The sequence below is a fragment of the Streptomyces sp. NPDC052101 genome (assembly GCF_040680235.1).
Taxonomy (GTDB): Bacteria; Actinomycetota; Actinomycetes; order Streptomycetales; family Streptomycetaceae; genus Streptomyces.
This window is the reverse complement of the sequence record NZ_JBFAWH010000010.1, coordinates 95,531-109,930: the sequence shown is the minus strand read 5'-3', so window position 1 is coordinate 109,930 and position 14,400 is coordinate 95,531. Positions and strand designations below refer to the sequence as shown.

General features: G+C 72.8%; 12 protein-coding genes. 9 read left to right on the top strand and 3 right to left on the bottom strand.

The window, feature by feature from the left end; all coding sequences use genetic code 11:
• Positions 1-81: 81 nt before the first annotated feature.
• Entirely contained in the window at positions 82-996 is a 915-nt protein-coding gene (locus AB0L75_RS19430; protein ID WP_365182305.1) for a TIGR01777 family oxidoreductase, read from the bottom strand.
• Positions 997-1,136: 140 nt separating this feature from the next.
• Here AB0L75_RS19430 and AB0L75_RS19425 point away from each other — a divergent pair, with 140 nt between their 5' ends.
• The 8 genes from AB0L75_RS19425 (at position 1,137) to AB0L75_RS19390 (ending at position 10,000) form a co-directional block, all read left to right on the top strand.
• Positions 1,137-1,838 (top strand): hypothetical protein, encoded by a 702-nt coding sequence (locus AB0L75_RS19425; protein WP_365182303.1) that lies wholly within the window; start codon positions 1,137-1,139, stop codon positions 1,836-1,838.
• A 272-nt stretch (positions 1,839-2,110) separates the two neighbouring features.
• Entirely contained in the window at positions 2,111-2,719 is a 609-nt protein-coding gene (locus tag AB0L75_RS19420; protein WP_365182301.1) for a sigma-70 family RNA polymerase sigma factor, read from the top strand.
• A 193-nt stretch (positions 2,720-2,912) separates the two neighbouring features.
• A complete protein-coding gene (locus AB0L75_RS19415) occupies positions 2,913-3,986 on the top strand; it encodes an ABC transporter substrate-binding protein (RefSeq protein WP_365182299.1) in 1,074 nt (357 codons plus the stop codon).
• Between the two features lie 2 nt (positions 3,987-3,988).
• A complete protein-coding gene (locus tag AB0L75_RS19410) occupies positions 3,989-5,065 on the top strand; it encodes an iron ABC transporter permease (protein WP_365182297.1) in 1,077 nt (358 codons plus the stop codon).
• A complete protein-coding gene (locus AB0L75_RS19405; RefSeq protein WP_365182295.1) occupies positions 5,062-5,865 on the top strand; it encodes an ABC transporter ATP-binding protein in 804 nt (267 codons plus the stop codon). The genes AB0L75_RS19410 and AB0L75_RS19405 overlap by 4 nt, the downstream gene beginning before the upstream one ends.
• Before the next feature lie 42 nt (positions 5,866-5,907).
• Complete coding sequence (asnB, locus tag AB0L75_RS19400; protein WP_365182293.1) at positions 5,908-7,734, top strand: asparagine synthase (glutamine-hydrolyzing); 1,827 nt, start codon at positions 5,908-5,910, stop codon at positions 7,732-7,734.
• Between the two features lie 11 nt (positions 7,735-7,745).
• Entirely contained in the window at positions 7,746-8,999 is a 1,254-nt protein-coding gene (locus AB0L75_RS19395) for a cytochrome P450 (protein WP_365182291.1), read from the top strand.
• A gap of 68 nt (positions 9,000-9,067) precedes the next feature.
• The gene (locus AB0L75_RS19390; protein ID WP_365182289.1) at positions 9,068-10,000 is read left to right on the top strand and encodes an isocyanide synthase family protein; all 933 of its coding nucleotides are present in this window, start codon (positions 9,068-9,070) and stop codon (positions 9,998-10,000) included.
• Between the two features lie 8 nt (positions 10,001-10,008).
• Here AB0L75_RS19390 and AB0L75_RS19385 read toward each other — a convergent pair whose 3' ends face one another.
• Complete coding sequence (locus AB0L75_RS19385; protein WP_365182287.1) at positions 10,009-10,959, bottom strand: TIGR01777 family oxidoreductase; 951 nt, start codon at positions 10,957-10,959, stop codon at positions 10,009-10,011.
• Between the two features lie 78 nt (positions 10,960-11,037).
• Here AB0L75_RS19385 and AB0L75_RS19380 point away from each other — a divergent pair, with 78 nt between their 5' ends.
• The gene (locus AB0L75_RS19380; RefSeq protein ID WP_365182285.1) at positions 11,038-11,895 is read left to right on the top strand and encodes a class I SAM-dependent methyltransferase; all 858 of its coding nucleotides are present in this window, start codon (positions 11,038-11,040) and stop codon (positions 11,893-11,895) included.
• Here the strand turns inward: AB0L75_RS19380 and AB0L75_RS19375 are convergent.
• A complete protein-coding gene (locus AB0L75_RS19375) occupies positions 11,852-14,386 on the bottom strand; it encodes a beta-L-arabinofuranosidase domain-containing protein (RefSeq protein ID WP_365182284.1) in 2,535 nt (844 codons plus the stop codon). The two genes, AB0L75_RS19380 and AB0L75_RS19375, sit on opposite strands and share 44 nt — an antisense overlap.
• Positions 14,387-14,400: the final 14 nt, after the last annotated feature.

The following is a 14,400-nucleotide window of genomic DNA, read 5'->3' as shown; positions in this document are numbered from 1 at the left end:
CGTTCCCGCACCCGTCGCGACCGACGGCCCGCGACCCTGCGCCCGGGCCGGCTGCGGCACTCGGCCCCGCCGCGGACTTCCTCAACCGGCCGGTCGCAGCACCGAGTCGAGTGCTGCGCCGATCGTCGGGTGCGCGAAGGAGAACCCGGCCTGGCGCAGGGCGGTCGGTACGACGCGTGCGCTGCACGTGATGCTCGCGGCGAACTCGCCGAGCGCCACGCGCAGCGCGAAGGCGGGGACGGCGGCGAACGCCGGGCGGTGCAGGGCACGGCTCAGTGCCCGGGTCACCTCGCGGTTGGTGAGCGGCTCGGGGGCCGTGAAGTTCACGGGACCGGAGAGTTCCTCGGTACCCAGGGCGAAGCGGAGCGCCGCGATGTGGTCCGTCAGGGAGATGAACGGCCAGTACTGGTCGCCGGAACCGAGCCGGCCACCCAGACCGAGGCGGAACAGCGGGAACAGACGCCCGAAGGCGCCGCCCTTGGCGGACACGACCAGGCCGGTGCGCGGGTGCACCACACGGATGCCTGCCTGCCGGGCCGGGTCGGCCGCCGCCTCCCAGTCGACGCAGACGCAGGACAGGAAGTCGTTTCCGGCGGGCTCGCTCTCGTCGACGGTCCGTTCGCCGGTGTCGCCGTAGTAGCCGGTCGCGGACGCGGACAGCAGGACGCGCGGCGGCGCGGCGGACGCGGCGCAGGCGCGGGCGATCGTGTCGGTGCCCCGTACCCGGCTGTCGCGGATCTGCCGCTTGTAGGCGGCGGTCCACCGCTTGTCGCCGACTCCCGCGCCGGCCAGGTGGACGACGGCGTCGACGCCGTCCAGCGCGCCGGGCTCGACGCGGCCCGCGACCGGATCCCAGTGCGCGGACGCGCTGCCGTCCCGAGGGGCGGTGGCGGACCGATCGCGGACGAGGCGGACGACCTGGTGGCCGTCCGCGAGGAGCGAGCGGGTGAGAGCGGAGCCGATGAGTCCGGTGGACCCGGTGATCGCGACGCGCATGGCGTCCTCCCGAAAAGCGCTGTGCGTTCCTGTGGTTCAAATTTGAATCATGGCGCACGATACACGGGTTGCTTGTAGGTTCAAGTAAAGGCTCGTCCCGGCATGTGACGGCGGGAGCCGGGATGCGAGGATGGGTCGCCATGACAGCAGGGTGGGGTTCTCGCACGGTTCGGGCCGCGGTGTTCGCGGCCGTCTGTGTCGTGCTCGCCGCCCTGGGCCACGTCCTGATGTCCGGCGGGGACGTGCCCGCCTGGGCGTTGGCCGCCGGCCTCGCCGCCACCGGCGGGGTGGGCTGGTGCCTGACGGGCCGTGAACGCGGGCCACTCCTGATCGTTCCGCTCGTGGTCGCCACCCAGGCGGCTCTCCACTCGGCGTTCTCCTTCGCCCAGTCGGCGTCCGGGACCGCCCCGCCCATGGTGTCCGGCCATATGGGTATGGCCATGGACATGGGGTCGATGTCGATGGGCTCTATGGGCTCCACGGGCTCCATGCACATGGGGCACATGGGGCACATGGGGCACGCATCCATGAGTTCCCTGCCGCACATGGGGCATTCCCTGGGCGGCGACGCGATGTCGTTCGGGATGACGGCCGCCCACCTGCTGGCCGCGCTCCTCACCGGGCTCTGGCTGGCATACGGCGAACAGGCCGCCTTCCGGATCCTGCGGGCCGTGGCCGGATGGCTGGCGGCGCCGCTGCGGCTCGTGCTGGCCCTTCCGGTCGCCGACGAGCGTCCGGACCAGCGGCTGCGCCGGCCCCGTTCCGACCGGGCGCCGAGCCTCGACCTCCTCATCCACACGATCACCTCACGCGGGCCGCCCGAGGGGACCGCTGTCGCCTGAAGACAGCCGGTATCCCGAGGCCGCCCCTGTGCGCCTCGGGCCACGGTCGTACGTCCGCGCACGCGCCGTAGCACCTCTGTGCCGTAGCACCGTCCTGCCACACCCACCTGTGTGCAGCACGCACACGTCGCCGCGCACCGTGTGCCGTCGCGCTCCCGCCGCAGCCCCCGCGCTGAGGTGCCGCGCGCCGTAGGGCCGTCCCCTCACTCACCGGACCGTTCGCGCTCAGCCGCGCCCCGGTCCGGACACGGTTGACCCGAGAAGGACACCAGGTGATCACTCCTGTCCTGCCCGCAGCACGGACCGCATGCGACCCGGCGGCATCCCCCGACGAGTCGATAACCGCGTGGGCGCTCGCCGCCCGTGGCGGCGACGCGGACGCGGTCGAGCACTTCGTGCGCGCCCTGCACCGCGACGTCCAGCGCTATGTCGCCCACCTCTGCACCGATCCCCAGGCGGTCGACGACCTCGCGCAGGACACCTTCCTGCGCGCCATCAGCAGCCTGCACCGCTTCGAGGGCCGCTCCTCGGCACGCGCCTGGCTGCTGTCCATCGCGCGCCGCGCGGTGATCGACAGCTACCGGTACGCCGCAGCGCGGCCCCGGCTGTCCGACGTACCGGACTGGCGGCTCGCGGTCGAGTCGGCCCAGCCGCGGGGCCTGCCCGGATTCGACGACGGCGTCGCCCTGCTGGATCTGCTGGCCTGTCTGCCGGACGAGCGCCGGGAGGCGTTCGTCCTCACCCAGCTGCTCGGCCTGCCCTACGCCGAGGCCGCCGAGGTCAGCGCCTGTCCCGTCGGCACGGTCCGCTCCCGGGTGGCCCGCGCCCGGGCGACGTTGATGGACCTGCTCGACGATGGGGGCACCTCCCACGCCCTTTAGGCAGTGGGGGAAGTGCGGCCCGCCGCCGCGCCGGCGGCCTGAGCCGCACGGAGGGTGGCGCCCGTCGTACGCGACCGGCGCCACCCTCCGAGCCGGATCACCGGTGCACGGGAACTCCCGGCACGTCCGGGCCGACTACTGGACCGGGTGACGGAGGTTCACCCGTGTACCGAGTGGATCCGGGAGTTGTTCGATGCGTTCTCGTGTGTGGGGTGGTACGGCGGCCGCCGTACTGGGCGCCCTGCTGGTGACGGGCTGCGGCGGCGGTGCGAAGGAGGGCACCGCGCCCGACAGCCGGGGGGCGGCCGCATCCGGCGCCCACCCGGTGACCGTGACCGACTGCGCCGGAGCCACGACCACCTTCGCCAAGGCCCCCGCCAGGATCGTCACCAGCAACGCCGCCGGCCTGGAACTGCTGTTGCGGCTGGGCGCGGGGAACCGGGTGATCGGCACCGGGTTCCCGCCCGGCAAGGGCACACTGCCCGGCGCCCTCGACGCGCAGGCGCGCAAGGTCCCGGTGCTCAGCCGGAGCGTCATCCCCAAGGAGAAGCTGCTCGGCTCCGGCGCCGACCTCTACCTCGACACCTTCGCCGCCATGGACGCCATGGGCGGCGGCGGGATGGGCGGCAGCCCGACCGAGGAGGAGTTCAAGGCGGCCGGCATCAAGCACGTCTACCTGAAGTCCACCGCCTGCGCCGCGCAGAACAAGAAACCGGTCACCGACCTGTCGGCCGTCGAGGCGGACATCACCTCCCTCGGCGCGGTCACCGGCACGACCGCGCGGGCGAAGGAACTCGTCGCCGGTATGCGGAAGAAGGTCGACGCGGTCCGCAAGGCGGTCGGGAGCACCTCACCGAGCAGCCGTCCGACGTACTTCTTCTTCGACTACGACGCCGGGACCAAGCAGCCCACCGTCGTCTGCAACCGGCAGATCGCCAACGCCGTGATCACCCTGGCGGGCGCCCGCAACGTCTTCGCCGACTGCGACGGCGACTTCCGGCAGGTCGGCTGGGAGGACGTCATCGCCGAGAACCCCGACTGGATCCAGCTCGGCGTGCGCGACCGGGGCGGCGCGGCCGCGAACGAGAAGGCCTTCGACGAGGCCGAACACTGGCTGAGGACCAACCCGGCCACCAAGGGCCTGAAAGCCGTCAAGGCGGGCCACTTCCTGCGGATCGGCTCCGAGCGGACCACCATCGCCGGAGTCGAGAACGCCGACACCGTACGGGAGATCGCCCGCACCCTCCACCCCGGCAAGGTCGACTAGCCGTGCGTTCCGTCCTGTCGCGGCGCACGGACACGGCTGCCGACGACGGTGCGCGCACGCTACCCGCCGGGCCCCTGCTGCTGATCCTGGGCATCCTCCTGCTGGCGGCGCTGACGGCGGCCGTGGCCTGGGGGTCGACGTCCATTCCGCCCGCCGAGGTGTGGCACGTGGTCGGACGCAGACTCTCCGGTGCGGCGCCGCGGCCCGGCACCGACGACCTGATCGTCTGGCAGCTCCGGCTGCCCCGCGCGCTGCTCGCCGCGCTCGTCGGCGCGGGGCTCGGCCTGGTCGGAACGGCGGTGCAGGCACTGGTGCGCAACCCGCTCGCCGATCCCTACCTGCTGGGCATCTCCAACGGCGCCTCGCTCGGCGCCGTCGCCGCCCTCGTGCTCGGCCTCGGCACCGGCGGCGCACTGGGCCTCGGGCTGTCCGGAGCGGCCTTCGCCGGAGCGCTGGCCACCTTCGCCCTGGTGTGGGCGGTGGCCGCCCGGCGCGGCGGGTTCGCGCCGCTGCGCCTGGTGCTGGCCGGGGTCGCCATCGGCCAGTTCCTGTCCGGCTTCACCAGCTACCTGGTGCTGCGGGCCGGGGACGAGCAGCAGACCCACAGCGTGCTGTTCTGGCTCATGGGCAGCCTCGGCGGGGCGAACTGGGACCTCCTTGCCGTCCCGGCCGTCGCCGTACCCGCCGCCTGGCTCTGCCTGCAGGCCCGCGCCCGCGGCCTGAACGCCCTGCTGATGGGCGACGAGACGGCGGCCGGCCTCGGGATCGACGTCGGCCGGCTGCGCCGCGAACTGTTCGCGGTGACCAGCGTGCTCACCGGCGTCCTGGTCGCCGTCTCCGGGGCGATCGCGTTCGTCGCGCTGATGGTGCCGCACGTGGGCCGGCTGCTGGTCGGCGGCGACCACCGGCGGCTGCTGCCCGTCTCCGCGCTGGGCGGGGCGCTGCTGCTCGTGGTGGTCGACATCGTCTGCCGTACGGCCATGGACGCACAGGAGCTGCCGGTCGGGGTGGTCACCTCCCTGCTGGGGGCTCCCGCCCTGCTGTATCTGCTGGACCGGCGCCTGGGGAGCGACAGTTGAGGATCGAGATCGAGGACCTGCGGGTGGCGTACGCGGGCCGTACGGTCGTGACGGGCGCGCATCTGGTGGCGGCCGAGGGCGAGATCACGGGCCTCGTCGGCCCGAACGGCAGCGGCAAGTCCACCCTGCTGCGCACGGTGTACCGGCACCTGAGACCGACGGCCGGCCGGGTGCTGCTGGCCGGGACCGACATCCGTGCGCTGTCACCGGCCCGGTCCGCCCGGCATGTCGCCGCACTGCCCCAAGAGCGCGGCAGCGACTTCGAACTGACGGTACGTGAGGTCGTCGCCATGGGCCGCACACCGTACAAGCGGGCGTTCGCGGGGGAGGACGCCGGCGACCGGGACGTCGTCGCCCGCGCGCTCGCCGACGTCGGCATGGACGGTCAGGCCGGCCGCCGCTTCATCGCCCTCTCCGGCGGCGAACGCCAACGCGTGCTGCTGGCCCGGGCGTTCGCGCAGGAACCGGACGTCCTCGTGCTGGACGAGCCCACCAACCACCTCGACATCCGGCACCAGGTCGAACTTCTCGCCCTGCTGCGCACCCGCCGCCGTACGACCCTGGTGTCGCTGCACGACCTCAATGCCGCCGCGTCCGTCTGCGACCGGCTCCATGTGCTGCACACCGGGGCCGTGGTCGCCTCCGGACCGCCCCGCGAGGTGCTCACACCGCCACTGCTGGCCGAGGTGTTCGGGGTGCGCGCGGCCGTGGTCGACCACCCGCTCACCGGCGACCCGCTGATCGCCTTCGACCACCGGACGCTGGCTCGGCCGACGAGCGGCGCACCGACTCCCCGGTGACACCACCGACACCGTTCCCCTCCCGCTGATCCAGGAGTTCCCATGTGCGGAATCACCGGCTGGGCGTCCTTCCACGGCGACGCCCGCGTCCAGGCCCCGGTCATCGAGGCCATGACCGCCACCCTCGCCCCCCGCGGTCCCGACGCCGGCGGCATCTGGCTCGGTGAGCGGGCCGCCATCGGGCACCGCCGGCTGGCCGTCATCGACCTCGAAGGAGGCACCCAGCCCATGCCGGACCGACCCGACGCACCGGCGCTCGTCCTGAGCCACAGCGGCGAGATCTACAACCACCACGAGCTGCGGACCGAACTGCGCGCCCGCGGGCACCACTTCCGCACCCGCAGCGACACCGAGGTGGTGCTGCGCGCCTACGCCGAATGGGGTGAAGCCGCCGCCGAGCACCTGGACGGCATGTTCGCCTTCGCCGTCTGGGACGAGCGTGCCCAGAAGCTGGTGCTGGCGCGGGACCGGCTGGGCGTCAAACCCCTCTTCTGGGCAAGGGTGGACGGCGGCCTCGCCTTCGCCTCGGAGCCCAAGGCCCTCTTCGCCCACCCGGAGATACGGCCGCGGGTGGACGCCGACGGGCTCCGGGAGGCGTACAGCCTGCTGTTCACCACCGGGCCGACGCTGTGGGCCGGGGTCCGGGAGGTGCAGCCCGGCGGACTCCTGGTCCTGGACCGCGACGGCATCCGCGAGCGCCGCTACTGGACCCTGCGGGCCGCACCCCACACCGACGACCTGGACACCACCGTCGAACGGGTCGGCGCCCTGGTCGGCGGCGCGGCCCGCGGTCAGCTGGAGGCGGACGTCCCGCTGTGCAGCCTGCTGTCCGGCGGGATCGACTCCACCGTGCTGACCGCGCTCCTCGCCGACGAACACCGCCTGCGCGAAGGCCCGGACGCGCGGATCCGCTCCTACGCCGTCGACTACAGCGACCAGGCCGAGCAGTTCACCGGCGACGTCCTGCGCACCGGCCACGACACGCCGTACGCCACCGAGGCCGGCGCCTTCATCGGCACCGACCACAGCACCGTCGTCCTCGATCCGCGCGCCCTGCTCGACCCCGAGCACCGCACGGCTGTCGTCGTGGCGCGGGACTCGCCCATCGGTGTGGGCGACATGGACACCTCGCTGTATCTGCTGTTCGGCGAGATCCGCCGGCACTCCACGGTGGCCCTGTCCGGCGAGGCGGCGGACGAGGTGTTCGGCGGCTACCCCTGGTTCCACCGGCCCGAGGCCCTCGCCGCCGACACCTTCCCCTGGCTGCTGGTGACCGGCGACGAGGCCGCCATGCCCCTCAACCCCGAACTCGACCTGCGGATCGGCGAGTTCCGCGCCGACACCTACCGCGACGCCCTCGCCGCCGTACCGCACCTCGACGACGAGACCCCCGCCGAGCACCGGCAGCGCGACATGCAGCATCTGTCCCTGACCCGCTGGCTGCGTCAACTCCTGCACCGCAAGGACAGGTTGAGCATGGCGCGCGGGCTGGAGGTACGGGTGCCGTACTGCGACCACCGGCTGGTCGAGTACGCCTTCAACGCGCCCTGGTCGCTGAAGAGCCACGACGGCCGGGAGAAGAGCCTGCTGCGCGCCATGGGCACCGGTCTCGCCCCCGCCTCGGTCCTGCACCGGCCCAAGAACCACTACCCGGCCACCCACCACCCCGACTACAACCGCGGCCTGCAGCAGCTGGCCCGGGACGTCCTGGCCGACCCGCAGGTACGCGCCCTGGCCGACGAGACCCGCATCAAACCCTGCCTCGACACCCCGCCCGACCGGCTCCCCTGGGGCCACCGGCTGCGCCTCGAACGCGTCGTCGACCTCGCCCTGTGGCTGGACCACCACCGACCCGAACTCGCCCTCTGAGGAGCCCGCACATGACGCGCCACGATCCAACCACCGCCACGGACGTCCAGGAACCCGTCCCCCTGATGGGCTGTCCCTACAAGGCCGACCCCTACCCCCTCTACGAGCGGATGCGCGAGGCCGGGCCGGTCCACCCCGTCCTCTTCCCGAGCGGCGTACAGGCCTGGCTCGTCACCGGATACGACGCCGCCCACGCCGCCCTGGGCGACGACCGCCTGGGCAAGAACCACGAGCGGGGCAACGCCCGCTGGCGTGCCCGCGCCTCGATCATGCCGGAGCCGCAGCATGCGCAGCTCCAGGTCCATCTGCTGCATCAGGACCCGCCGAAGCACACACGGATGCGGCGCCTCGTCACCGACGCCTTCACCCCGCGCAGGGTCGAGCAACTCCGCCCCATGATGGAGGAATCGGCCCACCGGCTCGTCGACGCCCTACCCGCCACCGGTCCCGCCGACCTCGTCGACGGCTTCGCGGCGCACTTCCCCTTCCAGGTGCTGGCCGAGGCGATCGGCCTGCCGCGGGAACTGGCCGTCCGCTTCGACCGCGACTGGGGCAAGGTGGTCCAGCCGGTCGGCCCGACCGACCCGGGCCGTCCACTCTACGAGGCCCGTCTGCACGGCCTGCAGAGCTACATCGCCGAGGTCGTCGCATACCGGCGCGCACACGGGGACGACGGCCTCCTCAGCCGCCTCGTCGCGGCCCGCGACCGGGGTGAACTGTCGCAGGAGGAGCTGGACTCGATGATCTTCCAGCTCCTGGTCGCCGGCCAGGAACCGGTCACCAACCAGATCACCACCGCCCTGATCGCCCTGTTCCGCAACCCGGCCCAGCTCAGCAGGCTCCGCGACGACCCCTCCCTGCTGCCCCGCGCCGTCGAGGAACTCCTTCGTCACGACAGCGCCTTCGAACTCACCACCTGGCGGTTCTTCGACAAGGACAGTGACCTGCACGGCACCCGGATCCCGGCCGGCGACTCCGTGATCGTCTCCCTGTGCGCCGCCAACCGCGACCCGCGCCGCTTCCCCGACCCCGACACCCTCGACCTCGACCGCACCCCCAACCCGCATCTCGCCTTCGGCCACGGCATCCACTTCTGCCCCGGCGCGGCCGTCGCCCGCGCCGAACTCCAGACCGCCCTCGGCATCCTCCTCGCCCGACTGCCGGGCCTGCACCTGGCCATCGCGGACGAGGAGATCGAGTGGATCCCGGCGGTCCTCGGCCGTGGCACCCACCACCTGCCGGTCGGCTACGACCGCCGCCTGTGACCCGGCCCCCGGCCGCCCCGCCCGCACACCGGCACGCCCCTTCCACCCTTCCCTCCCCGGAGACCCGTATGCCCTTGGCGACCGCGCCGGACACCCGCGTCACCAGCGTCAGCACCGCCGTCCTGAGCCTGCTCCTGCCCCACCACCGCACCACCGACCCGGCCCCCGCGCCCCCGGCGGCATTCCCGCACCAGCTGCGCCGCATCGCCGACTTCGTACGCCGCGACGCCCCGGTCGTGTTCACCCTCCCCGGCTTCCCCTGCAAGTCCCCCAACCCGGCCAAGGTGCTGGGCCACCTGCCCGACCAGGGTGAACGTCTCTCCCTCAGCTTCCTGGACCGGCTCTGCACGGACATCGGGCGGATCCATCCGCCGGGGGCCCGCATCGTCATCTGCTCCGACGGACATGTCTTCGGCGACGTCATCCACGTCCCCGACCCCCGCATCGACGCCTACGCCGACGAACTGCGCGGCCTCATAGCGGGCCTGGGCCTCACCGGACTGTCCGTGTTCGACCTGCGCGACGTGCTGGGCGACCTGCCGTACGACAGCAAACGCGCCCACATCCACCGGCACCACGCGCCCGGCGTCGACGCCCTGCGAGCCGAGGTGCACGCCGACGCCCACACCCGCGCCCTGTACCGGGGCGTCACACGTTTCCTCGTCGAGGACACCGCCGACTTCCCGGGCACCCGCTCCGCCCTCCAGCGCGCGTGCAGGCAGCGGGCGTACGGCGTCCTGCAGCGCAGCCGCGCCTGGGGCGCCCTGATCGCCGAACACCATCCGGCCGCCGTACGGCTGTCCATCCACCCCCAGCCGGTCGGCGCCGCGAAGTTCGGCATCCGCCTCCTGGACGCACCGGACGCCTGGACCACCCCCTGGCACTCGGCCGCCCTGCACCGAGCGGACGGGACCTGGACCCTGATGCCGCGTGCCCGGGCCGCCCGGCTCGGGCACCTGGTGATGTCCGACGGCAGACCGAGCCACTTCCGGCAGGGGTGAGCCGGTGATCAGGCCGCGCGGGCGGACCTGACGCGTCGTACCAGGTCCATGACGGCCGGCTGCCAGGCGCGATACCGGAAGTCGAAGCCGGCCTCGCGCAGCCGGCCCGGAACCACCCGGCGGCTCTTGAGCAGCAGCTCCGTGTCCGAGCGCAGCGCGAACGCGCCCAGTTCCGCCATCCACCGCGTCGCCGGCAGCCCCACGGGGATGCCCCGGGCCGTGCGCAGCGCGCGCATGAAGTCCCGCTGGGGGAGCGGGCCGGGGGAGGCGAGGTTCACCGGGCCGTCGATGTCGTCCCGGTCGATCAGGAACTCCATCGCGCGTACGAAGTCCTCCTCGTGGATCCAGGACACGTACTGCGCACCCCCGGCGACCGGCCCGCCCAGCCCCAGCCGGGCCAGGCCCAGCAGGACGTCGAAGACCCCGCCCCGGTCCGGGCTCATCACCATCGCCGCGCGCAGCGCCACCTTCCGCGTCGCCGGGGTCGCCGCCTCGGCCTGCGCCCGCTCCCAGTTCCTCGCGATGCCGACGCTGTAGGCCCAGTAGTCCGGAACCCCGGTCTCCGAGCCGCCGATCACCCCCGTCGCCTCGTCGTTGGCGGCGTCGAAGCGGTGGGCGTAGATCGTCGCCGTGCTCATCTGCAGCCACACCCGCGGTGGCCGCGCGGCGGCCGCGATCGCCTCCCCGACCACCCGTGCGGAGTCCACCCGCGAATCCATCATGGCCCGCAGGTTCTCGGCGGTGTAGCGGCAGGAGACGCTGCGACCGGCCAGGTTGATCACGACATCGCTGCCGTCGATCGTCTCGGCCCAGCGGCCGAGCGTGGCCCCGTCCCAGCCGACCTGCCGCGCTCGCACCGGATGCCGGGTCAGCACGGTGACCTCGTGACCGGCTGCCGTCAGCGCACGATCGAGAACAGTGCCGACCTGACCGGTTCCCCCGGGCAGTACTACCTTCATCGATCCCCCTCGGTTCGGTGGGCACAGCGTAGCCGGAGATTTGAACGCGTTCAAAATGCGAAAGGGCATGGATCCGCGATGAGCGACTGGGAAGGGGACGACAGCCTCTTCGAAGGCGCGGCCCCCTACTACGAGCAGGGCCGACTGCCCTATGCGCCGGGGCTGGTGGCGCTGCTGGCCGAGGTGCTGGCCGCCGACGGGCGCGGACGGCTGCTCGACGTGGGCTGCGGGCCGGGGACCGTCGCCATCCCGCTGGCGCCCCTGTTCCGTGAGGTGGTCGGCGTCGACCCGGACGTCGGCATGATCGCCGAAGCCGTGCGCCGGGCCACCGCCGCGGTGCCGGCCGGAAGGACGCGCTGGGTGCGGATGCGCGCCGAGGAACTCCCGGCCGGTCTGGGGCGGTTCGACGCGGCGGTGTTCGCCCAGTCCTTCCACTGGACGGACCGCGAGCGGGTGGCGCGGACCGTGCGCGGCATGCTGCGACCCGGCGGGGCACTGGTGCACCTGTCGGACCTCAAGGGCGAGCCACGCACGGTCGAAGGACTGCCGTACCCGGCCGTGCCCTACCGGGACGTCGAGGACCTGGTCAAGCGATACCTGGGGCCGGTCCGGCGTGCCGGCCGAGGTCTGCTGCCGCAGGGCACGCCCGGTGGCGAGGCGGCGGTACTGGCCGGCGCCGGTTTCCTGGGCCCCGAGCGGTATGTCGTGCCCGGTGGGCAGGAGCTGCGGCGCTCGGTGGACGACGTGGTGGCGTGGACCTTCTCGATGTCGTACTCGGCGCCGCACCTGTTCGGCCCGCGCCGCGAGGCCTTCGAGACGGATCTGCGCCGCCTGCTGGTCCGGGCCTCGGCCGGGGGCCTGTTCTCCGAACGGGCCCCCAGCACAGAGGTGTTCATCTGGCGGTCTGGGCCAGGGCCGCGACCTCGGACGCGGTGAGTGTCCTGCCGTGGACGCGGAAGTCGTCGACCGCCGCCTTCAGATAGGGGTCCGGGTACTGCGACCTGCCGATGTACGCGGCCCGGATGTGGTTGCCGAAGTACCGGGGTTCGACGGTGACCGCCGTGTTCCGGCCCACCTCGCGGCCGTCGACGTACAGCACGGCGGTGCCGGAGCCGTAGGTGACGGCCACATGGACCCAGCGGTCCGTCGGCAGCGGACCGGCGTCGATGCGCTGCTCGGCTCCTCCGCCGCCCGCGGTGATCGCGTAGCGCAGGGTGCCCGCGTCGCTCAGCGGTGTCAGGAACATGTTGGCGCTGACTCCGGTGCCGAAGTCGAAGATCCGGCTCCAGGAGGCCGGCTTCCCGGCCAGGTTGACCCAGGTCGCCACCGAGTAGGCGGAGGCCCCCGCCAGCAGGTCCGCGGCGAGTACGACATGGCCGTCCGTGCCGTCCAGGGCCACGGCTCCGCCGATGTGTCCTTGAGCCCAGGCGGCCCCGCCCGCGAGCGTCGCCGTCCTGCCGTTGCCGGTGGCGTCGGCGGCCGTGCCGCCGGAGGTCTCGTCGAAGCGATGCCAGGCGGCGAACTCCGGGGGCGGGGAGGGGGGTTGGCCGGTCAGCCAGTACACGTTGTAGTACTGGTGGTGGACGCGGGCGATGGGCAGCAGGGTGACCGTCCGCCCGTCGGCGGTCGCGGTGAGCCGCAGCGGATCGGCCGAGGCCTGCCGGATCGTCGCGGTGTCCAGGCGCGGCATCCAGCCACTGGCCGTGGCGCCGTACGCACCGGCCAGCACCACGGGACCGTGCAGTACGGCCTGTACGTCCGGGTCGTCGGGGGTCGCCGCCACGGTCGTCCGCATCGGCAGGGTGACCTCGACCCGGTCACCGGCCCGCCAGGCCCGGTCCAGGCTCAGCCAACTGCCCGCGGCCGGACGGTCCGGCAGCGTACGGCCGTTCAGCTTGACGCGTGCGCCCGAGGCCCAGCCGGGGATGCGGACCCGCAGCTCATGGCTGGCGCTGCCGGCCGTGACGGTGAGGACGGTCGAGGCGGAGTCGGGCAGCCGGGTGGACTGCCGCCAGGTGATGCCCTGCTCCTGCCAGCGCACCTCGGACGGGATGAACAGGTTGACCAGCAGCCGCCGTTCGTCGTGCGTGTAGATGGTGTCCGCGAACTTCGCCTGCGTCTCCATGCCGGTGCCATGGTCGCAGGAGAAGTTGTCGTAGTCCGTGGAGTAGGCGTTCGGGTCGGTGCCCATGAAGGACGGCTGCTGTTTGAAGGAGCCGGGGCCGAGGCCCGTGTAGTAGATGTTGAAGCCGTGCACGGAGTCGGGGTCCTGCTCGCCGAGCATCTGGTTGAACAGGGTGCGTTCGTAGTGGTCGAGCAGGTCCGTGCGGTCCGGATCCTCGAAGTGCAGCAGCCGGGTCAGCTTGAGCATGTTGTAGCTGTTGCAGTTCTCGCAGGTGCCGTTCGACAGCTGGCCGGCGACGACGTCCGGTTCGTGGAAGGCCTCGCCGTTGCTGTTGCCGCCGATGACGTACGAGTGGTGGTCGGTGACGATCTGCCAGAAGTTCGCGGCGATCGTGCGGTAGCGGTCGGGCAGGCCCTCCTGCCACAGCCGCAGCGCGCCGACCATCTTCGGGATCTGGGTGTTGGCGTGCAGCCCGGCCAGCCGGTCCTGTCCGGCGGCCAGCGGATCGAAGACCCTGGCGTGGGTGAAGCGCTCGGCGACCTTCAGCCATACGGCGTCGCCGGTGATCGCGTGCAGATCGGCGAGTACGTCGTTCATGCCGCCGAACTCGGTCTCCAGCACCCGCTGCATCTGCTCATAACTCAGCTTCCCGGTCCGGCTGTCGACCCAGCCGCCGATGCCCAGCACCACGTCCAGGGCCTGGTCGTTCCCGGCCAGCCGGTACTGGTCGACCAGCCCTGCCATGATCTTGTGCACGGTGTAGTACGGCGCCCATACCCCGGTCCCGGCCTCCAGCCGGTCGAAGAAGCTCTCCGGGAAGGCCGACAGATATCCCTTGCCGTATCCCGCCGACGGCGAGGCGGCCTGGCACGCGGCCAGGGCGGAGACGAGCAGGCGGCCCTTGTCGCGCAGCGCGGTGTCGCCCGTGGCCGCGTAGGTGAGGGCGAGACCGGAGAGCAGATGGCCGGTGGAGTGCCCCCGCAGCTCGACGGTCGGCGCCTCCCAGCCGCCGCAGGGCTGGGCGCTGCTGGGCAGGCCGACGTTGCGGCGGAAGGTGTGCAGCAGCCGGTCGATGTCGACGAAGTGCAGATAGGCGGTGTTGCGGCTCTGGTTGTCCCGGAACGGTCCGGCCAGCAGGGTGACCGCGGTGAGCGGGAACGGAGTCGCGCGGGCGGCCTGCCGGCGGGGTGAACCGGCGTGGCCGGGCGCGGCCTGGGCGGGGGAGCCGTCCGTCACGGTCAGGGCCGCCGCGGTCGCGCCGGCCACGGTGAGGAAGGACCGTCTGCCAAGGGGTGGGGTCACGAAATCCTCCGCAT

Bases quoted from the DNA above. Each gene is read 5' to 3' on its own strand.
- AB0L75_RS19430 (WP_365182305.1), bottom strand. From the start codon at position 996: ATGCGCGTCGCGATCACCGGGTCCACCGGACTCATCGGCTCCGCTCTC.
- AB0L75_RS19390 (WP_365182289.1), top strand. From the start codon at position 9,068: ATGCCCTTGGCGACCGCGCCGGACACCCGCGTCACCAGCGTCAGCACC.
- AB0L75_RS19395 (WP_365182291.1), top strand. From the start codon at position 7,746: ATGACGCGCCACGATCCAACCACCGCCACGGACGTCCAGGAACCCGTC.
- AB0L75_RS19415 (WP_365182299.1), top strand. From the start codon at position 2,913: ATGCGTTCTCGTGTGTGGGGTGGTACGGCGGCCGCCGTACTGGGCGCC.
- AB0L75_RS19380 (WP_365182285.1), top strand. From the start codon at position 11,038: ATGAGCGACTGGGAAGGGGACGACAGCCTCTTCGAAGGCGCGGCCCCC.
- asnB (WP_365182293.1), top strand. From the start codon at position 5,908: ATGTGCGGAATCACCGGCTGGGCGTCCTTCCACGGCGACGCCCGCGTC.
- AB0L75_RS19385 (WP_365182287.1), bottom strand. From the start codon at position 10,959: ATGAAGGTAGTACTGCCCGGGGGAACCGGTCAGGTCGGCACTGTTCTC.
- AB0L75_RS19425 (WP_365182303.1), top strand. From the start codon at position 1,137: ATGACAGCAGGGTGGGGTTCTCGCACGGTTCGGGCCGCGGTGTTCGCG.